At 49.4% G+C, this 21,843-nt stretch carries 10 protein-coding genes and 1 pseudogene; 4 read left to right on the top strand and 7 right to left on the bottom strand.

What is annotated here, in order from left to right; genetic code table 11:
• Positions 1-78 precede the first annotated feature (78 nt).
• From ACESSO_RS10115 to ACESSO_RS10100, 4 genes are all read left to right on the top strand, one after another.
• Positions 79-8,187 (top strand): LPD11 domain-containing protein, encoded by an 8,109-nt coding sequence (locus ACESSO_RS10115; RefSeq protein WP_373165047.1) that lies wholly within the window; start codon positions 79-81, stop codon positions 8,185-8,187.
• Positions 8,188-8,246: 59 nt separating this feature from the next.
• Positions 8,247-9,218: a helix-turn-helix domain-containing protein gene (locus ACESSO_RS10110; protein ID WP_373165046.1), complete on the top strand. Its 972-nt coding sequence runs from the start codon at positions 8,247-8,249 to the stop codon at positions 9,216-9,218.
• A gap of 93 nt (positions 9,219-9,311) precedes the next feature.
• Positions 9,312-9,770, top strand: a complete 459-nt coding sequence (locus ACESSO_RS10105; protein WP_373165045.1) for a helix-turn-helix domain-containing protein — start codon at positions 9,312-9,314, stop codon at positions 9,768-9,770.
• Positions 9,771-9,886: 116 nt separating this feature from the next.
• Positions 9,887-11,095: a DUF6076 domain-containing protein gene (locus ACESSO_RS10100; protein ID WP_373165043.1), complete on the top strand. Its 1,209-nt coding sequence runs from the start codon at positions 9,887-9,889 to the stop codon at positions 11,093-11,095.
• Positions 11,096-11,692: 597 nt separating this feature from the next.
• Here ACESSO_RS10100 and ACESSO_RS10095 read toward each other — a convergent pair.
• The 7 genes and pseudogenes from ACESSO_RS10095 to ACESSO_RS10065 all read right to left on the bottom strand — a co-directional run.
• Positions 11,693-12,178 (bottom strand): annotated as a pseudogene (locus ACESSO_RS10095) (lysozyme family protein); the annotation flags it as partial.
• A 1,552-nt stretch (positions 12,179-13,730) separates the two neighbouring features.
• Entirely contained in the window at positions 13,731-16,067 is a 2,337-nt protein-coding gene (locus tag ACESSO_RS10090) for a VirB4-like conjugal transfer ATPase, CD1110 family (protein ID WP_373165041.1), read from the bottom strand.
• Positions 16,039-16,458, bottom strand: coding sequence for a PrgI family protein (locus ACESSO_RS10085; protein ID WP_373165040.1), 420 nt, complete (start codon positions 16,456-16,458; stop codon positions 16,039-16,041). Before ACESSO_RS10085 ends, ACESSO_RS10090 begins: the two co-directional genes overlap by 29 nt.
• 13 nt (positions 16,459-16,471) lie before the next feature.
• On the bottom strand, positions 16,472-17,305 hold the full coding sequence (locus tag ACESSO_RS10080) for a hypothetical protein (RefSeq protein WP_373165039.1): 834 nt from the start codon (positions 17,303-17,305) through the stop codon (positions 16,472-16,474).
• Between the two features lie 19 nt (positions 17,306-17,324).
• Complete coding sequence (locus ACESSO_RS10075; RefSeq protein WP_373165038.1) at positions 17,325-17,672, bottom strand: hypothetical protein; 348 nt, start codon at positions 17,670-17,672, stop codon at positions 17,325-17,327.
• A 22-nt stretch (positions 17,673-17,694) separates the two neighbouring features.
• The gene (locus ACESSO_RS10070; RefSeq protein ID WP_373165037.1) at positions 17,695-19,584 is read right to left on the bottom strand and encodes a VirD4-like conjugal transfer protein, CD1115 family; all 1,890 of its coding nucleotides are present in this window, start codon (positions 19,582-19,584) and stop codon (positions 17,695-17,697) included.
• Between the two features lie 27 nt (positions 19,585-19,611).
• Complete coding sequence (locus tag ACESSO_RS10065) at positions 19,612-21,840, bottom strand: S-layer homology domain-containing protein (protein ID WP_373165036.1); 2,229 nt, start codon at positions 21,838-21,840, stop codon at positions 19,612-19,614.
• Positions 21,841-21,843: the final 3 nt, after the last annotated feature.

Raw genomic sequence — 21,843 nt, 5'->3', positions numbered from 1 at the left:
CATATAAAGCCAGCAGCAGCGCAGAAAGCGTCTGCTGCTTTTTCTTTTAACACAGAACCTGTTCCCGAACAGTTGTCCTTGCTCTCGGATGACCTGACCAGACAGGCACAGCAAAATGTGTTCCATCAGAACACACAAGAAAAAACCGCACAGGCTGCTGCCGCTGTGCAGGATGTGTTCCGTCAGAATACATCGCAATCTGCCCTATCTGCCCTGCCCGGGCGGTATGACTTCTCGCAGGCAGAGATCGACCATGTGCTGCGGGTGGGTGGCAATACGTATCGTCAGCGTGAATGTATTGTTGCCGCTTTTGAAAAGCAAAAATCCACCATCGAGATCGCAGCTTATCTCCAAACCCTCTATCATGGTGGTAATGGTTTTGACGCTGAAAACGGAAAATTTGTAGCTTGGTATGACAATGACGGCATCCATCTTTCGCGCGGCCAAACCGTGCGGTTTGACCGTTCCGCCTCAGTCATATCATGGCAAACCGCAGCTGAGCGCATTGGACAGCTTTTGCAGGGCGGACACTTTGCGACCAATGTAGAGCTGGCTGAGGCCGAGGGCTATGAACGCTCCCTCCTTGCGGAACAACTTTGGCATCTATACCACGATTTCAACGATGAAGCCAGAGATTCCGGGTATCTTTCCTGCCTGTCAAATATCCAGAGAAATGGGTTTCCAGCAGAAACAGAATGGCTTGCCGATCAGCTGAACAGCCCAGAGTTTCGCCATACCCTTGCGGAAGAATACGCCGCTTTCCGGACAGCTTACCAGCAGAATCGGGATTTGTTGTTATTTCATTATCATCGGTTGGACGAAATTCTATCCAACCTCCGTGACCTTAATCTACCACGCCAAGCCTTTTCCTCCGAATTAACGGAAATCCCTGCGGTGAAGCAGTTTATTACTATGGACGAAATCAATGATGCGATGGCTGGCGGCAGCAATGTTTCTGGTGGCAAAGGCCGGATTTTCGATTATTTTCAGCAACCCCATACCTCTAAAGAAAAGGTCGATTTTCTCAAGGCGGAATATGGTATTGGTGGTCACTCACACGCCTTATCTGGCGCAATAGGCAGCGATGAATGGCATGATGGAAAAGGCGTGCGATATAAAAAGCGAGACTGTCCCGATGTGAAATTGACTTGGGACAAAGCAGCTGCCATCATTACTGATCTTATCCATGATGGACGCTATCTTAGCGAACAGGAACAGGCCCAATATCAGAAAATTCAAGAAGAAAAAGCACATGCCACAGAAGCCCAACAGCCCGATCCATCTGTATGGGGATATAACGACGTCAAAGAACATCACCCAGATAATATTGTCCTGTATCAAATGGGAGACTTCTTTGAAATGTATGCCGAGGATGCCAAAGTAGCCGCGCAGGAGCTTGATCTTAATCTTGCCACCCGTGCGCTTCCCAGCGGTGGTCGTGTACAAATGTGTGGATTTCCGATAAATAAGCTGGAACATTATCTGGAGCTACTGCGTAGCAAGCATGATGTGACAGTTTCCGCTATCCCAGAGGACGGCACTCAGCGCCGAGAGTATTCTGTCCTTTCCATTGACCACGAAGCGGAACAAGCAATTAACGACCATGAAGCAGAGTTCGGTGCAGACGGAACCAGAGTGTTCCGAGATACGGAAGCGACCGCAGCCCCCACCATTCGGGAATTACATGAGCAATACAAGCACACTGTGCTGGAAGCTGTTACCCATGATACCGCTTATCGCAATGCCTGTGGCCACAGTGACCATGAGAACGCCGTGATTGAGGGCAACGCAGCTATTCGTCGTGCTGTTCTGGAATCTGGCAACATGGAGCTGCTCCGCCTCTATGCCGACACACCAGAGTTTCGCCAGCGTCTACACCGAGAGATTATCGACGAAACTTATCCTCAGCTCCACGAACTGCTGCGTCCTCTTTCTCAGGATGATATCGACAATGCCATTCGTACATGGAACGGCGATGTTAAAAGCAAATATGCCGTTGTCCGTTACATGGAAGAACACGGGCAGGAACAAGGCACTGCCGTATGGCTATCCCGTGAATATGGTGGCAATGACAGTAACAGCTTATTTTTCGTCCGTGCTGAAAGCCCTGAGCATGTAGAGTTATCTTGGAGCGATGTACAGCACCGTATTGCGCAGCTTATCCGTGATGGCAGTTTTTTGACCGAACAGGATCAACTTACCGAAACGCAAAATCACCAATCTGACTATCAGCTTTTAGACCGTCTGCGCGCAGACTGTGAGTATTTTCTTGGAGAGGGACAGCGTAACGAAAAGGACCTTTGGGCAGGAAATGTCCATGCGCAAATTGTAAAAATGCGGGAGTTGTATGATACCCTCCCCGAAAAGCCGGAATGGTTAACCAAGGAAGCGATTGACAACTATGAAAATCGTATGTCTCCACGGTATCAGGTGGTGGTCTATGACCTGGTCGAGAATGGTTTTGACGAAAAACAGGACTATCAAACGCTGGCCGATGCAGAAAAAGTGGCACAGGGCTATGTAGACGGGACACTGGAAAGCGATGGTTTTGCCTATGATGGCGCTGCTGTTTACGATCATCAGGAGCGAAAGTATCTCCGTATCGTAGGAGATTTCCCGGATCAGACTGCGCAGGCACAGGTAAATCCCCCTAAGCCAGCCGAAGTTCCATATGTAATCTGCAATTGGAGTGAAAGCCCCATATTTGAAGATGGGAAGCAGTATTCCATCTATGAGTTTGATACCTTGATGAAGCAGGCCGACGATGAACGAGTCGCCGGCAAGAATGCTGCTCTGAAGAAGTATGGAACATGGGAAGCATGGAACGCAGCGGACGATCCTGAATTGACCCGCTTTTTAGGATATGATAAAACCCAATTCACCGTTGTTATGCCCGATGGACAAACATTCACCGAACGTCAGGATATCGGAGACGGCGATGGAGGATTACTGGATTTTCTTAACCAGTACCAAAACTACAACAATATATTACCGATATTACGGCAAGCCGCCTTGCGTGAACAGCATGCTGCCGATCCCACCCATGATGTGTTCCAAGGGAACACACTGGAAGAATCCGCACAGACTGCTGCCGTCGATCCCGCCCACGATGTGTTCCAAGGGAACACGCTGGAGGAATCCGTACAGAGTGCTGCCGCTGATCCCGCCCGCGATGTGTTCCAAGGGAACACGTTGGGGGAATCTGCACAGACCGCTGCCGCCGATCCCGCCCACGATGTGTTCCAAGGGAACACGCTGGAGGAATCCGCACAGACTGCTGCCGCCGATCCCGCCCACGATGTGTTCCAAGGGAACACGCTGGAGGAATCCGCACAGGACGCTACAGATACAGAAAACGCACCGTATGCGGCACGCGAAACCGCCCCCAGCAATTTCCGCATTATGGATGACAACTTAGGTGTAGGCGGACCAAAGGAAAAATTCTGGCGCAATATTAAGGCAATCGCCACACTGAAACAGATTGAGCAGGAGCAGCGCCATGCCACCCCAGAGGAGCAGCAGCTTCTTTCGCAGTATGTGGGCTGGGGCGGTCTGGCGGATGCATTTGCTTCGAATAAACCCTCATGGGCTGCGGAGTACACGGAACTGAAAGAGTTATTGACCCCGGAGGAATACGCCGCTGCACGCAGTTCCACGCTCAACGCCCATTACACCAGCCCCACGGTGATCCGAGCCATCTATGATGCCGTGAACCGTATGGGATTTGAAAGCGGCACCATCTTGGAGCCGTCCTGCGGTGTTGGCAATTTCTTCGGGATGCTGCCGGAAAGCATGTCAGACAGTAAACTGTATGGCGTGGAACTGGATAGTATATCAGGACGCATTGCCCGCCAGTTGTATCCGAATGCAAACATAGCAGTAGATGGCTTTGAACATACTCAGTTTGCAGATAACTCCTTTGATCTCGCCATCGGCAATGTCCCATTTGGTGATTATAAGCTGGCAGATAGCCGATACGATAAAGATAATCTATTGATCCATGATTATTTCTTTGTTAAATCGCTGGATAAGGTAAAGCCGAATGGAGTTGTCGCGTTTATCACATCCAAAGGCACAATGGATAAGAAAGACACGCATGTGCGCCGCCTGCTTGCGCAGAAAGCGGATTTGCTGGGTGCGATCCGTTTGCCCAACAATGCGTTCAAAGCCAATGCGGGCGCAGAAGTAACAACGGATATCATATTTCTGCAAAAACGGGAAACACCGCCAGAGCATGACCCGGAATGGGTACAGCTGGGGCAAAATCAAGACGGCCTTTCAATGAACAGCTATTTCATCTCCCACCCGGAAATGATTCTGGGTGAAATGAAGATGGAAAGCACCCAGTACGGGTATGATACCACCTGCGCACCGACGATTGGTGCCAATCTATCGGATCAGCTGACCGAAGCCATTGACCATTTGAATTTTATGCATGTGTTCCACCGGAACACACAGCAGGAAGCAGGAACTGTCACTACGCAATCTCCGGTATCGCAAGAAGAAATCATGGCAGATGAAGTACAAAATTACTCATTCTTCATCCATAACGGCAACTTGTATTACAAAAGCGCAGACGGCATCCACCCTGCAGACTTGAACCAAACCGCCACACAACGTGCGTATGGTATGATCCAGATCCGCGATGTTGCCCGCCAATTGATTGCAGAACAGGCGGACGGATGCAGCGATGACCGACTGCATGAAATGCAGGCAACGCTAAATAATATCTATGATCATTTTGTTTCCGAATATGGGAATCTGCATAATCGCGGCAACAAGTTGGCGTTTCATAAAGACGCGGGATATCCTCTGTTACTTGCCCTTGAGGATTTGGATGATGAGCAGGATGTAAAGGGCAAGAGCGCAATTTTTACCCAGCGCACAATCCGTCCCCATATTGCGATCACCCATGCAGATACACCACAGGATGCGTTAGGGCTATCCCTTGCAGAACGTGGTAAAATCGACTTTGATTATATGTCCGGCCTGCTGGATGGCATGGCACAGGATAGAATCATATCCTCTCTGCATGGCCAGATATTCCGTGACCCGACAAGCGGACGCTGGCAGCCTGCGGATGAATACTTGTCTGGCAATGTTCGCGAAAAGCTGCGCATTGCAAAGGAGTATGCAGAAAAAGACCCATCTTTCTCTGTTAATGTAAAAATGCTGGAGGGGGTACAGCCCGAACCGCTCACCGCTGTGGACATCAGTGTCCGACTTGGCACAACGTGGATACCGCCGGAAGATATAACGCAATTTATCCGGGAAGTCCTACACCCGCCTTATTATCAATCGAACAAGATCACAGCCTCTTATTCAGACGCCGTCAAGCGGTGGTATGTCGAAAACAAACGCATGGACAGGGATCGAAATTCCCTTGCTTATACAAAATACGGCACAAGCCGTGTCAACGGCTACGAGCTGCTTGAGTTAGCCCTCAACCTGCGCGATGTACAGGTTTCTGACGTGAAGATTATAGACGGAAAGGAAAAGCGGATTCTCAACCATCAGGAAACCATCAAAGCACGCAACAAGCAGGATGCGCTGCGGCAGGCATTTAAGGATTGGATATACGCTGACCCAGACCGGCGGGCACGGCTGGTAGGTTATTATAACGAGCACTTTAACCATACGCGGCCACGCACTTTTAACGGTGACTTCCTCTCCTTTCCGGGCATGAACCCCAATATCAATATGCGTAAGCACCAGCGCGACGCCGTGGCACGCATCCTGTATGGCGGCAATACCCTGCTCGCACATTGCGTTGGCGCAGGAAAAACGTGGACAATGACTGCTGCTGCAATGGAACTGCGCAGGCTCGGCCTTGCTCACAAACCGATGTTTGTTGTTCCGAACAGCATAACTGAACAATGGGGCGCGGAATTCCAACAGCTCTATCCCGGCGCGAATATACTTGTCGCGACAGAAAACGATTTTTCCAAGCAAAACCGGAAAGCATTTTGCGCACGTATTGCCACTGGCGATTATGATGCGGTTATCATTGGCCATTCCCAATTTGAAAAAGTAGCGCTATCGCCGGAAAACGAACGCGCCCACATTGAAAAGCAGATCGACAATTTGGAACTGAGCCTAACAACCGCAAAAAATGATAAGTCCATGAATTATACCATCAAACAGCTTGAAAGCTCCAAAAAGAAATTGGAGACTCGTTTGAAAAAACTCATGGATGCTAAGGAAAAGGATGATGTCGTAACCTTTGAGCAGCTTGGCGTAGACCGGATTTTTGTGGATGAAGCGGACGAATTTAAGAACCTTGTTCTGTTCACAAAAATGCGTAACGTCGCTGGTATCAAGTCCTCTCCTGTGCAAAAGAGCGAAGATATGGCAGCAAAGTGTGACTATCTGAATGAAAAGACAGGATATAACGGTGTTGTTTTCGCAACCGGCACTCCAATCTCCAATAGTATGTCTGAACTGTATACCATGATGCGCTATCTCCAGTATGATGTACTGGAGCAGACCGGTATGACCGATTTTGACAGCTGGGCTTCGAACTTTGGTGAAACCGTGACCGCTATGGAACTGTCTCCAGAGGGAACCGGCTACCGTACCACGACACGTTTTGCGAAATTTATCAATCTGCCGGAACTCATGAACCTATGGAAACAGGCAGCGGATATCCAGACAGCGGATATGCTCAATTTGAAGCGGCCTGATGTGGAATATCATAATGAGATCGCGCAGCCGACGCAGGAACAGAAAGACATGGTGCAGCGCCTTGGCAAACGTGCGGATGCAGTGCGTTCCGGTGCGGTTGATCCGTATACGGATAATATGCTGGCAATCACCAACGATGGACGGAAACTGGCGCTTGACCAGCGGCTTGCCGATCCCACGCTGCCGGACGTGCCGGAAAGCAAACTGAACAAGGTTGTGCAAAATGTTTATGATATTTGGGAAAAAACCAAAGCAGAAAAGAGCACGCAGTTAATCTTCTGTGATCTCGCCACCCCAAACGGACGCGGACAACGTAAAAACAACTTTTGCGCATACGATGATATCCGGGATAAGCTGATTGCACGCGGTGTTCCGGCACATGAAATTGCATATATCCATAATGTAGACACGGCTACGAAGAAAGCAGCAGTGCGGAATAAAATGAATGCCGGTACGCTTCGTATCCTGCTCGGCTCAACCGGCAAAATGGGCGCAGGATTCAACGTACAAAAGCGTTTGATCGCAGAGCATGAGGTGGATTGTCCGTGGCGTCCGCGCGATATAGAACAACGTGAGGGACGTATCCTGCGTCAAGGCAATACAAATTCCAAGGTGGATATCTACCGATATGCTACTGAGGGTACGTTTGACAGTTATAACTGGCAAACTGTTGAAAACAAGCAGAAATTCATCGCTCAGGTAATGACTTCTAAAAATCCTGCGCGCACCTGTGAGGATGTAGACGAAGCGGCGTTATCCTATGCCGAAGTCAAGGCACTTGCTGCCGGTGATCCTAAAATCAAAGAACGCATGGAGCTGGAAGTGGATGTGAACAAACTGTCTGTTCTGCGCAGCGCATATAAGAATGAGCATTATCGGCTGCAAGATGATATCAACGTCAATCTGCCACATGAAATCGCCAAAAAGGAAAATCTTCTGACCGCATTACAGCATGACAGTGCGACATTTGCTGCAAACCATGCTCAGAGTGTAGGCGATACTTTCCATGCAGAGATCTCTGGACATACGTTCACGAGCAAAGAAGATGCTGGGCAAGCACTGATTGACCGGATACACACCGAAGCAGAGAAAATCATGTCCGGCGTTGACGATGCTCTTGCATGGAGCGATTCCATACAGATTGGAAGCTATTGCGGCTTTGACTTGCGTCTCACACGCGATGCACTAAAAAACATGGCATTGTGGGTACAAGGCAAAACCAAGCGTGAAGTGGAAATCGGCAATACACCACAAGGAATGATGCAGCGGCTCGGTAACGCCCTTGCATCTTTCGAGCCGAATATATCTTCATGTGAGCAAAGCATTGCGCGTCTGAAGGAGCAGCTGGCCAGCGCTAAAGAAGAGGTGGACAAGCCGTGGCCGCAGGAAGATGAATACCAGCTCAAGGTTGCACGTCTGAATGAGCTGAATTTCTTATTAAGCAAGAAAGACGATCAGCCCCAGCTTGATCTGAAAGATGCTCAGCCCGAAGTGGTACAATAAACCTTTTACTATGGTTTGTATTTTAGCTTTTACTTTACTGTTATAAAGGCGGTGATTATATGACAATCGGAGAAAAAATAAAATATTGCAGACAAAAGCGCGGACTGACACAGAAACAATTGGCTGATGCATCCGCTATTCATCCGGTATCCATTCGAAAATATGAAACAGATCGGATGGAGCCGCAGCCGGAACAGCTGTACCGAATCGCCAAAGCTCTCAATATTAGTTATGCGGCCTTATCCAACATTCGTATGACCGGTTTGCGGATGCACACTGTTGGAGATCTCAATGGTATTCTGATGGCTTTGGTCGAAGCTCGTTTTCTTCTGTATCAAAACGGCGAGCTACGCTTCAACCCAATCTTGGAACCCTACTTGAAACTGGAGAATGAGAAATCTTACGCAATACCTATTAGTGATCTACGAGTTGTTCCCAAAATCCCCTCGCTTGTGCGGGGGGATTACGACATAATTTCTTTTGACGGCGAACCTGATGCACGTGAGAAGCTGGAATTAGATCAGCAATTATTAGAAAACGAATTAGAGGTGAACAAAAAAAGGGGTAGCAATATGACAATCGGAAATAAAATAAGAGTGCTTCGTAGATTTCGAGGTATGACCCAGAAAGAACTGGGTATTGCAATTGGTTTGCCGAATAATGGAGCTGATAATCGGATCACACAGTATGAAAACAACTATCGTATTCCAAAGAAAGAAGTCCTTAGCGAGATTGCCCGTGCTCTACAAGTTAATCCTGAGCTTTTTCAGATGGAAAGCTCAGGCTCGCTACAAGATTTCATATATGCACTACTGTGGTTGGAGGAAGAACGCCCCGGTTCAATCCGCTTGTTTCAGGTTGAACAACGTGCTGATAATTGCCAATCCTCATTCTCTGACAATCCAATAGGCGTTTATTTTAATTCGCCTGCCATGAATGAATTTTTGAATGAATGGTTAGTACGCCAGCAAGAATTAGCTGAAGGTAAAATCAGCAAAGACGATTACCTTGAATGGAAATTCAGTAGGTAAGATAACTTCTGCCTTCATAACAAAGTGGTTGTGATATCAATATAATCAGCAGCCTGAAACACTGAATGGAGGTTTACAAAAAAAGTGCAGTACATGACAGTAGGAGATAGAATGCGAATGCTCCGCAATTTTCGAGGTATGACACAAACAGATTTGGGCATAGCTATCGGTTTTCCTGAAAAGGGTGCAAATAAACGGATTGTTCAGTATGAAATTAACTATCGTACCCCAAAGAAAGAGCTTCTTGATGAGATTGCCCATGTTCTACGGGTTAACCCCAATAATTTCCGTGTTAAAAATACCGGCTCGCTGCAAGACCTCATGTACGAACTGCTGTGGCTGGACGAGGAATATCCCGATTTCATTCATTTTTTTAAGATGAAACAAGGTGCTGGCCCCCACCCATTCTTATCTTGCGTCGATGCAGTAGGCATTTATTTTAATTCGCCTGCCATGAATGAATTTTTGAATGAATGGTTAGTACGCAAGCAAGAATTGGCTGAAGGTAAAATCAGCAAAGACGATTACCGAGAATGGAAATTCAATAGGTAAGATGACTTCCGCCTTCATAACGAAGTGGTTGTGATATCAATATAATCAGCAGCTTGAACACTGAATGGAGGTTTACGAGGAAAGTGCATTACATGACAGTAGGAGATAGAATGAGAATGCTCCGCAATTCTCGAGGTATGTCACAAAAGGAATTGGGCATTGCTTATTATGAAATGAGTTTGGAAAACCAACGGGAGTATGTGTATCAAAACGATTTTACCGTGGCGGAAAACGCACTTGGTGTGTGGCTGATCGTTTTCCTCGATGTGGATTGGGACGGCCTTATCCAAAAAACAGAGTCCCTCCGTAAAGATCACGAAGGAACTTTGCCCAAATTCAAATTGATGCAGGAGAAACAGCGCCGGCAGTGGGAGCTGGCATACAGTGAGCGGGTGGCTGCGTGGTATCGTAGGCTAAAAGCGGAACTGTCGAAGCAGCATCCGCTGTTGAAGTTGCTGGTGGAGCGGCAGATCCGCAACCTGCTGGTCTGTGTATCTCAGCCAGAAAACCGGACGGAACTCCGCATGGAGGTACTACGCTATCTGGAAATACTGGACGGCACACGGGCGCACAGCGAACAGACCGTGCTTTCCCCCATGGTTCTGCGCCCATGGCTGCTGGAAGCGAAGCAGATTTTTTCCACGCTCAAAACCTGTCGGGAGCAGCTGCTCCCCCGGCTCGATCAGGTCATGGGCGGCGATCCCGAAAAGGACGGCGGCATTCTTCAACGGTATCACCAGATGCAACAAAAGGATTTGTCGTTTCAATGTATGGTGAAACAAAGATACCGGCTGCTATCACCCCAATTCCGTATTACCAGCGCCCGCAGGTTATACCGTTCCGATCTGCCGAAGGAGACCGCACCACAGATGAATCAGCTGGAGGGGCATACCTATATGGTCACAGATGCGCTGGATGCCCTCACCCTGTGGGAATTTGAAATGGTTTGCGCCAATAAAATCTCCCTGCGCCGGTGTGCCTATTGCAACCGCTATTTTCGACCATACTCGGTGGTCAGCTGCTACTGTGACCGTCCGGTAGAAGGAAAGGGCGGAAAAACATGCAAGGAGATCGGGGCGATGTCCCGGCACCAGCAGAAAGTCAATCAGGACGAGGCCAAAAAACTGTATCGAAAGGTATGCAACCGCACCCAGATGGCCGCCCAGCGCCGGATAGAGCAGCACCCAGATATTCTTCGGCGGTATAAACAGGTACAGCTGCACGGCAAGGAACTGCTTGAGAAGGTGGCAGCAGGTACTATGACGCTTTCGGAGTTTCAGGAGCAGTTTGATAAGAAACCGAGGGAGCTGTTGGGGGTGAAGTGAGAACGGGGTGACATTACGATACAGAAGAGGAATACCCCGATTTCATTCATTTGTTTAAGATGAAACAATGTGTTCCATTGGAACACAAAAAGAGCGCCCGCCGCTCACAGCTTGCGCTGTGAACGACGGGCGCTTTTTCTTTTAAGATTTCCGCACGAAAGCGGTCTTGATAATGGGGAACTAATTTATGGTTGCACCACCCCAGCCCCAGCCGCCGAAGCCGTAGTAGCTGGTCCACGATTCAAGTGTATTAGTCGCACAGCCGCCGATGTTGGAAATAATCAGGCCATTTCCGATATATATGCCAACGTGTCCGGCATTTATGTGGCATCGACCACAAGTAGTCCCCGACCTATACACAGCCGGATCGTTATAAACCATCGCACCTACCGGGATATTGGAGCTATCCGTGCTTACGACGTTCGTTACCCTGTTGCGTCCGGCACAGCACCAGTTGTTGACCTGCACTCCTGCAGCACGGTAGACTTCTTCTGCCCACCGTTCACACTGGCCCTCAGGAGCCGCGATTCCATAACTCTGAGAATCCTGAGCGATTGCCGCAATGCGCTGCTGAATATCCGATCCTAAGCCTCCGTAATATTGTTTTACAAGTTTAACGTAAAACATATTGCCGTAGTTGTACCGCCAGCCACCGTTTTCGGGAATAGATATTTCGTTCTTGTAGGTAACCCGCACACCACCAGATTTCTGTTGTGCAAACGCCTGCGCCAGCTCGAAACTGTACTTACCGCCGCGCGCTGCAACGTAATCAAGAAACCCGCCGCCATAGTTGTATGCTTGAATAACAGAATCAAGGTCGCATCCCAAGCTATTAGCCCGCCGTACCAGCTCAGCGTAGTATTTACATCCCTGATTGATGGATGCTTCTTTACCCAGCGAATTAGGCGGCAAACCCAGAGATTCCGAGGATTGCATTACATCTTCCAGCAGACCGCCGCTCTCAACCTGTATGATAGCCAGCAACGTATTTACATGGTCAGAGATCCCATACATTCTTGCATACTTCTCTACCAACTCTTTAAGGGCCAGCACCTCTGGGGACAGGGCTTTTCCGCCCGCAGAATTGAGTAAAGCAGACAATTCAGACCGATAATCTTCCAACAATTCATGTAGCATTGTCTTTTGCGCATTGGAGAAGTGATATTTGTTTGCAGCTTCATCCGCTGTCAGTTTGTTGATCTGCACATGCAGAATCCGATCTCCGTCCTTTGTTTTCGTATACCATTTCGTATATGGATTCATGTCCATATAGACTTTCTTCAAGATCGCGCACTGTTCCGATCCCATTGTCATCGCATCTAGCCCGTCAATCTCCGTCACCTTTACCGCAAACACAGCCAATACTTCAACACTGTCTGCATAGGCCCCCTCATATTCCACATAATCATAGTTTTCGCCGCTCAATACCTGCTCAGACCATGCCCGCTGCGCCATCATGTATGCCTGCCCAACACTGATTACATTTACATTACTGGTGTTCATTTCATCAGCGAACAGCAGCCCCAGCGGCGATGCCATAATGCTGATCGGCGCAACGATCATACACATTACCAAAACAGCGGCCGCACCAATCAGCACGATTTTTCCCTTTGCTGCACTGGCAATTTTGCTAACAGCAGATCCAGCCACCTTAAAAATCCCTTTTTTAGCTGTGCTGGATGCTGCACCTTGTGCGCCTTTCACCAGTTTTTGCATCTGTTTACGCTTTAACTTTTTAACACCAGCAGCTCTCGCGCGTAAACGGTACTCGATATTTTTCAGCACCCCGGTACTTCTGCGCATGGGGATGGATGCAGCGGGCGTATTTGGTGATATGCCCGCTGCACGGAGCTGCATTGACGCACGATTTATCCGCATGGATGCTGTCCGACGTCCTGCGCCATACAGACCACTGTTTATACGCATTGGATTGTATAAGGTTTGCGACTGTGCAGTTGCAGAACGCTTCGCTGTTCTTGCTGCTCGATTCCGCGCCTGCATCTGTTGTCTCGTTCGGAGCTGCCGCCCGGCTGCAACACGATACCTCTGGCGCTTTTTGATCTGCGTCCTGCGTATATTCGCATTTTGCCGCGTACTCTGATAGGAATAGCGGAGCCGCACTTTGCCGTTTGCATCAATGTACCGCCGAACTGTGCGCCGCACAGACTTCTTTGCTGCACGAGCATCCAAGGTATCCGTCACCTTTTGACGGGTTGCACCATATAGAGCGTGTGCAGCCTTGCCGGTGCGCCACGCACCGTGCACAGTATGTATCGCCACTTCCTGTACGCCGCGCTCCATGGTGGTTTCGGCCTGACTAACAGCGGCTGCATCCGCCCGTTGGCCGTTTTGTTCCTGGCTCTTTTTCTGCTCCTTCAGATCTTGTTTCCGACGAATGAGTTTACGGATCATGTAATGTTTCATGATACGCTTTTTGCGAACCGTTTTCGCCTTGTTTGCATCTTGCGGCCTACCGGATGCAGGCTTCTTCCGAACAGTGCGCGCCTGTAATTCTGCATCAGACCGCGTCCTGCTGCCATTATAGCGTTTTTCACCCCCTCCAGCAGATTTTTCTGTGCTGGAGGAGGTTGCCTTTACCTGCGGTGTTTTATATTTGTATATTGCCATACGCTTATCACTGCCATTCTCCGGGCTTAGTGGTCATGAGCTTGTACAGCTCAGTATTCTTCGGGAAGTCGTTTACAAATGGAATAAATGCACCGCCGAATTTCATCAAACCGCAGCCGGGATCTGCATTTTCCACATAGGACAGCTGCGCATCGGAAATATGCAGCAGTTCTGCCAGATCAGCACGGTCGGATGCAGACTGTGACAGCATAATCAAAAATTCGCTGTTAGCCAGCATCCAGCGCGCATCCTTGCTTTGCAGCATCTCGCCCACATTCTGCGTGATACCGGTCATGTAGCCGCTTCTTTTGCGAACCTGTTTCCACATGCGTAAAAAGAAGTTTGTCGCAAACGGATAGCGGAAGAAGATCGAGAACTCATCCACAAATACCCATGTACGCCGTCCAGCCCGCCAATTCTGGATAACACGGTTATAGATAGACTCCAAGATGACAAGCATGCCAAGCGGCAAAAGCTGTTCGCCCAGATCCAGAATGTTATACGAGGTCAGTCGGTTATCTTGCTCTACGTTAGTTTTTTGCGAGAAGATACCGAGTGATCCCGTTATGAACAGTTCAGCAGAGAGCGCCAATTCCTTTGCTTCATCTTCATCCTGTCGAAGTAGTTCATTCTGCAGGTCTGTGAGCGTCGGCGGATCGCCCTGATATCCACTCCCAATGTACGGCTTATAAACATTTTGGATGCAACGGTCTATGATAGAACGATGCTGCGCCTTGAGATCGCTGCCCATGATCTGCTCAAACAGGGACAGGACAAATTCGGACTTGTCCGGTAACGGGTCTTTGCCATCATCTGCATATCCCTTTTCCATATCAAGCGCATTGATACGAACAGAAGATGAGCCGGACACGTCGATCATCGCCCCATTGAATGCGCCTACCATGGGGGTAAACTCACCCTCCGGATCAAGGATAAGGATATCATCCTGTGTAGATAGCAACAGCTGAATGAGTTCCTGTTTTGCAGAAAACGACTTGCCTGCACCGGACACGCCCAACCGGATGCCATTGCCGTTCAGTAACGTCGCGCGGTTGGCCAGTATCATGTTGCCGGATACCGCATTGTTGCCATAGCAGATACCGCCTGTCTGCTGAATTTCCTGCGCGGAAAACGGCGTCAGGATAGATGCGCTTTTGGTCAACAGCGTCCGCTGCTGTACCACGCTGCGCAAGCCATACGGCAATACCGTATCCAGCCCGATATCCTGCTGATATTTCAGTACCGACAAGGTACAACCAAAACCGCCAGCTGTTGCCTGTAACGCTTCCGTGTCGGCATTGAGCTGCTCCAGCGTATCCGCCATATGGATAATCGTCGTTGTTGTCAGCATGATCCGCTGGTCGTTGAGGGTGATATCATCCTGATATTCCGCTACGACTTCACGCATCTGCCGAAATTCATAAGGGATTTCCGCAGAGAAGTTGTTGTTATTGTTCTGTCGTGTCTGCCAGCGCGTAATATCAGATTCCACACGCATGGCCAGCTTTTGCAGCATCTTACTGGCTTCCTGTGTGTTCATCGGCTCAATGTCAATAGACAAAACCATCTGGCGCGGTAGTTCCATTAGGTCATGTACCAGTTCGTCAGACAGACGGGACGCATATTCTTCGATGAATAGGACACGCGCAAAACCGCCGTCTGTTTCGATATAATCCTTGTGATACCGCAGCGCCAGCGGGCAAAACACATCTGCAAAATGCTGCCCGCGCCGCATGAGTTCTTTCACGTCGGCATGCAGCATGCGGTGGTTTGGACGGAAAAAATCGTGCAGGATACGAAAGCGTTCTACATTATCCAGCGGCTTTACGCTGGAGGACAACCGCTGCATCCCCAAAGACAACCCTTTACCCGCCCGGGTAAAAAACGTCCGCGCTTCGTTAATATTTTTCTTGGTTGCCGTTAACGTCACATATTTTTCCTGAACGATGCCATTGCTGCCTTGGGCTTTATCCATCAACACCTTGTTCAGTTCAGCGCGATAATCATCCTGCCCATCGTCTTTCCTTTTCAAAAAAATCGAACCGGAAAAGGAGTCTTTGTCGAATTTCCGGTTTGCCAGTGTGATTTTCAGACGGCTGTCCGCTGCAAGCCCATTGAGCACACGTCCCCATGAATCTAAGATTGAACGCTGATCCTCCAGACTGGCGACCGCATAGTTAATATCCGTGAACGACCATGTTTTGCTGAATTCCGTGCTGCCTACCTGCCAAACCGCATCAGGGAACACACGCTGGATGGGGATCGTCTGCTGTATGCTGCGCGGCACGCGCACCGGTCGGATCGGCTTCTGTGCTTTAGGCTGATTTTTGCTTTTGAACAACATTGTGCTTCTGCTCCTTTTTCGTCTTTCTGGTCTTTTTTCTTCTCTTGTTGTGTTTGCGTTCCTCTACCGCTGCACGATGAAGCGTATCATACAGACTTACGGCCCGGTAAACATACCAACCTGCGTGTCTGAAATTGGTACGCAGCCATGCACGTGCAAATTGTTCAAAGTTCAAGCCTTGATAGCTCATAAAACCGATTGCAGCAGGCAAGGCAGCCAGTAATATGCACAATACACTTGCTGTTTCTTTTCCGATAAACAAGCGCAGTCCAAAATTTGCAGCACCGGCAATTATCAGTGCTGCACCACCCCAAATGGTCTGCCGCATACTAAGGCCCATCACGACGCCTTCGCGGTAGTTTCTAATTTCCCTATTAACGGTACATTCCAAAGCATGTCCTCCTTTACAATGCCAACATTTCTTTGATTACCCGGTCTGCCGCCTTAACAATTCCCACCAGAATTAACATTTGAATGATGACGCCAAGCATATAGCTGATCATCAGGCCAATACTGCCGTCCCCAAAATCGGCTGATGGTAGATTATTATTAGAAATAAATGCCGAGTATATGATGCAAGCCAGCACAACGACTGCCGCTTCAAGGCAGACACCGATGAAACTTTGAATAAAGGTGCGTCCGTGTCTGCTTGTTAATTCGCCACCAAAAGAGGAAAGCGGCAGCGGGGCCAGAGCGACATAAAGGTAAATCCTAAAGAAACGGCCATATACCGTATAAAGCATGACCAGCGAAAGACCTATAATAATGCCTGTGAATAACAGTCCAACTAATCCAGCAAATGCACTCTGGATGATATTTGCATCCTCCGCCGCCTGCCGTATCTCATCTGGTATAGTGGCTGATACTTCATGTAGCCCGCCCATGCTGGCTGCTACCTTGTCTGTAATCCCGCCTGTGACCTCAAATATGAAATTAATAATATCCAGCCCATAGGCAATTGCTGTCTGAGCCAAAACAAAACGAATAAAGAGGCGGAATACCTGTTCCGGGTGCCGAAGCTCCCGGAACGAGGCAGTCTGCTTGAAAAAGGACATCGCAAAGAACAGGATCAATAGCCCATAGCCAATTCCCTGTAGGACAGAGAATATGTGCTCCATGACTGGCCAGACTGCGCCGCCCTCAAACTCCTTGGGTGACAGCGTTACAATTTGCCAGATTTGAGCCATGTACTCGTTCCATGTTCCAAGCGCGCCCTCAAGTACGTCTAATGCCCACATAGGTTTTTATCAACTCCAATCAGCCGCCAGTGACGAGATCGAGGATTTCCTTTGCAAAAAAGACCAACAAGCCGCCAAGCACACACAGAATACCCTGTGTGCGCTGAGACGGGTCGTGGCTCTGCACAGACATACCCAACTGAAGAAGACCCCAACCTCCAAACATCATACCTACTACCTTGATAACGGAAAAAATAAAATCACTGAGTTTGTTGATCGCTGCCAGCGGATCGGCGGCGAATGCCGGTACGACGGCAAAGGCTGCAATGGTCGTACCCAGCAGCGCCACGCGGTAAATAGACCGCGCACGGTCGTAAGCCTTTTTGCTGAACAGCAGCGCGGTCAGTTTATGCAAACGATTTTTCATTTTTATGTCTCCTTTTCTTTTGTTAAGCAGAGAAGTATTCAAATTCGATACCATATACGATTTCGGCTTCACCAACGGCTTGTCCAGCTTTTGATACGGGATGAATAGGAAACCGTAACGGTGGGATATAGGGTTTGGCTTTTCCGTCCACAGTTAGCGCCAGTGCCGGATGGCGCAGTAGATCGTATTTCAAATCGCATACCGGGTGCTCACCACGGATGAATAACAGCGCAAACTTATTGTCCATTTGCCGCACCTCATCCGGTGTCATCAACTCTCGGCCTGTCTGTTGAAAATTTCGTGTGTAAGAGCCGTGACTGCCCTTGGTCTGTCCGCTTGTCCTCGTGTCAATGGTGGCCTTACCCAACAGCTCAGACACATACTTATGCGTGGATTGCTCATTGCCGCCTAAGTACAGGAATGTATCGCAGTTGCCAATGATGTTTTCCCACGTTTTCTCAAACATGCCCTTGATCTGTGCGATATTTTGCAGAATGATACTGCAAGAAATGTTGTACGAACGACAAGTAGAAAGCGTGTGCTCAAAATCATCCGATACCGGAACATTGGCAAACTCGTCCATCAGAAAGCGGACATGGATAGGAAGTGTGCCGCCATGCTTCTGGTCGGCACAGTCGTAAAGCTGCTGGAACGCCTGCATATACATCATGCTCACCAGGTAGTTATACGACGGGTCGTTCACAGGTGTGCAGATAAAGATTGCGCGTTTGCGCTCGCCAAGCGACGCAAAATCCATCTCGTCCGTCGAGGTCATATCGGCAATTTCATCAATTAGGAAATGCTTCAAACGAGATGTGGCCATTATCAGTATTGATTTGACGGTTTTGCCCGCAGCCAACTTGAAAGCGTTATAAAACTGTACCGCAACATGCCCTTCACCTTTTTCTACCGCCAACTCTTGAAACAGTTCATCCACGGGATTCCGAAAACTCTCATCCTCCTCACTGGCCTGTGCGTTATTCAGCAGATACATGACTGTTGCAAAGTTTTTATCTTCCTCCGCGCCCTCATGATAGAGATAGAGAATAAGGGCAGTTAGCAGCATTTCTTCTGCACGCTCCCAAAAAGGATCGTTGGATCGTGCATTTTTGGGTGTTGTCGCCTGAAATAGCAGCGTAATCATCTGCACTACATCTGCATCCGAGCGCAGATATTGGAATGGATTGTACGCATTCGTCCGACGGCGCTCACCGGGTTTCAGGTTGAATACCTTGACATCGTATCCGCGCTTCAAAAGCAGCGGCGCACAGTCGCGCAGCAACTCTCCTTTGGGGTCGCAGATCAGATATGAGCAATTAGCCTGCATGATACCCGGCTTGCAGAAAAAGCGTGATTTACCTGCGCCAGAGCCGCCTACCAAGAACACATTCAGGTTGCGCATATGGCGGCGCACATCCAAACCAATGCAAACATTTTGTGTCAGGGGGATGTTTTTATCACACGGCAAATTCAGTGCCTTTTCCACCTGCATTTTCTCCTGCTCCTCGGGTGTCAGCCGCTTTATGTGTAAAAGCACAGGGAGAGAACGGAAGAAAGCAGCGATCCGTGATACCTGCGTTTTCAACCGCTCCATGAATTTGGTGTGATACCGGTACTTTGCGCAAACCGACCTTGCTTTGCCCCATTTTGCCGAGCCATGTTCTTCGCCCGGGCGGCGCTTGCCTTGGCTATCAATAAACATCACCACGCACAGCAGATAAACCAGCAGGATAATGAGCACCGCCTTGAAACTGTACTCCGTTATCGTAATGTGCAGAGGATCTTCCATGGACAGGCTTAAGGCATCAAACCAATCTGCCATCGTCCTGCCCGGTGCAGCTGCACCTCCGCATAGCAGAGCGAACCATATCACAGGAATAGCAAGCACCGCCCATAGGGCGGCGCTTGGCATATTATTTTTGTCTGGCCTCATAGAGACTCACCACTGATAGCTGGACGCGATGAGAATGTCATTGTATGCCCAATGGCTCTGCGGTACATCCGTATAATTGACGCCAGAAACATTACTGGACGAAAGCGTGCGTCCCATCGTCCTATTGACTACTGCTGCGGCTTCGGCGCGGGTGATATAACCGCTCGGCTGGAAACTGCCATCCGGGTATCCATTCACCCAGCCCCGATCGGCGCAGTATGAAATGGCACTCGCTTCACGCATCACAGAGGGTACGTCGTAAAACCGTGTCGAGCCGTTATAACTGCCGGTCGTGTCGAGCCGATACATCATTTCCACAAACTCCGCACGGGTGATTGGCGCATAGGGCCGGAAGTACGAGGTATCCACGTCAACGATGCCGCCATACGCAAAGGCGTTTAATGCGTTTGCATAATAAGCGTCTGACTGCACATCGCTGAACCCAGCCAACGGATAGCTTGCGTTCGGATCTGCATTTGTCATGCGGGAAAGGAGCTGCACGGCTTCTGCGCGTGTCATATTATCCTCTGGATAGAATTGCGAATCATACCCAATGAAAAACGGCGATTTTGCAGACCGGTTAATGGATATCTTTCCATTCGAGCCACTTCCGGTTGCGATCTTTTCCGCTTCTGCCGAGATAGAAACATTTGCACGGACATTATCCACATAGACAGTCACCGTACCGTCATCGCTGCGCTCCATGTCATATGCGACGCCACCAACGGCGATGATAGATGCACCCGCATAGGCTGTTGCGGATTCAGAGCCGATTTTCAGCGTCACAGTATCAACGGTATAACCGCTATCCGGCTTGACCAGGAATTTCACATCCTTGCCATGGGATACCGTCGAGCCGGTATTTTTGCTGATCGTCAAATTGTTCGACTTTTGGATTGTTACACTGTGGCTGGTATTGTTCTGGCTTGCCGTCGCAGATACACGCACCGGCTTATCAATATCCGTCACATACAGATGCGTAACGCCATCCTGATCGGTGGTCATACGGTATGTTTCGCCGCTGACACGGATCGAAGTCTCGTCTGCATCTACGGTTTGGCTGCTATCGCCAATCTGCAGTGTGATACGGTCAAGCTCGTATTTATCTTCATCCGTGACATAGATATCAAAATCCACATCCGTGCCAACCTCTACGCTGCTGCCGCAATTCTTGTCGATCTTCACCCCAGTACCGGCAGAGGTTGTCACCAGCAGATTATCACTGTCATAGACGCTCTCGGCACTCACGGTAATATTGCTCTGCAGATCCGTCAGGTAAACCGTGCAGCCGCTGTCATTCCCGGATACGCGGTATGCGTTTGTACCAATAAATACCGTGTTAGTGTTCGGAGTGCTGTACGCAGTTTTTCCATCCGCTTCAAGGGTCAGCGCGTCGATGACATAGCCCCGGTTTGCGGAAAAAGACACCGTGTAATTGCTCCCTTTTTTCACAATATCCTTGGCCACCTCGCTGCTAATCCCGCGTCCGGCATGAACCATAACCAGCACTTCATCACTGTCCGGCTCACGTTCAGCTGTTTTCAGCTCAATTGTAGCCGAACTGGTGACGCCGCCGCAGTACACAGTGAGCACACCGTCCGCGTCCATGGTGAAGCGGTATCCCTGTGAAATCTCATCACAGCCTTTGGAGAGCGCGACGCTGGTCTTGTTTTGTCCAATCGTCAGATCTGCTCTGGTGATGCAATACAGATTGCCGTCCGGCTTGGCCGTCATGGTGTAGGCTTCACCTTTGCCCAGCTTGGTTGTAGCAGACGATACGGTTGCGCCGCTCTGTGACATGGCTGTAACCGTGTACGCTGTGCTGGTGGCTTCTGCAGATAAAGTGATGTCATCCTGTGCTGCAGGAATGGAGACAGTCGCGCGGATCACGCTTGTTCCCTGTGCGTCGATCTTGGATTCATAGCGGATGGGATAGGTTGTGCCGTTCATGGTTAGGTCTTTATCCAGACTGGCCACGTCGGCTCGGTCTGTAAACTCACCGTCTGTAATCATGAGCTGGCTCAGATCGTAACCATCCGTTGACGCAAAGGCAAAGGACTGGCTGCTGTCATCCGTCGCAATGATGTGCCGCCCCACAGACGACACGGTATAACCCGTGCCGTTCTGGGTGGTGACGATTCTCTCAGTCTTGGGCTGCTCGTCCACCGCAAATGCGGTGGAGCCGAGCGCCAGCATTGCGGCCATGGCCGCGCTGATAATTCGTCGAGCTTTCATAAT

Source organism: Agathobaculum sp. Marseille-P7918 (genome assembly GCF_964248325.1).
Taxonomy (GTDB): domain Bacteria; phylum Bacillota; class Clostridia; order Oscillospirales; family Butyricicoccaceae; genus Agathobaculum.
This window is presented reverse-complemented; position numbering and strand designations above follow the sequence as displayed.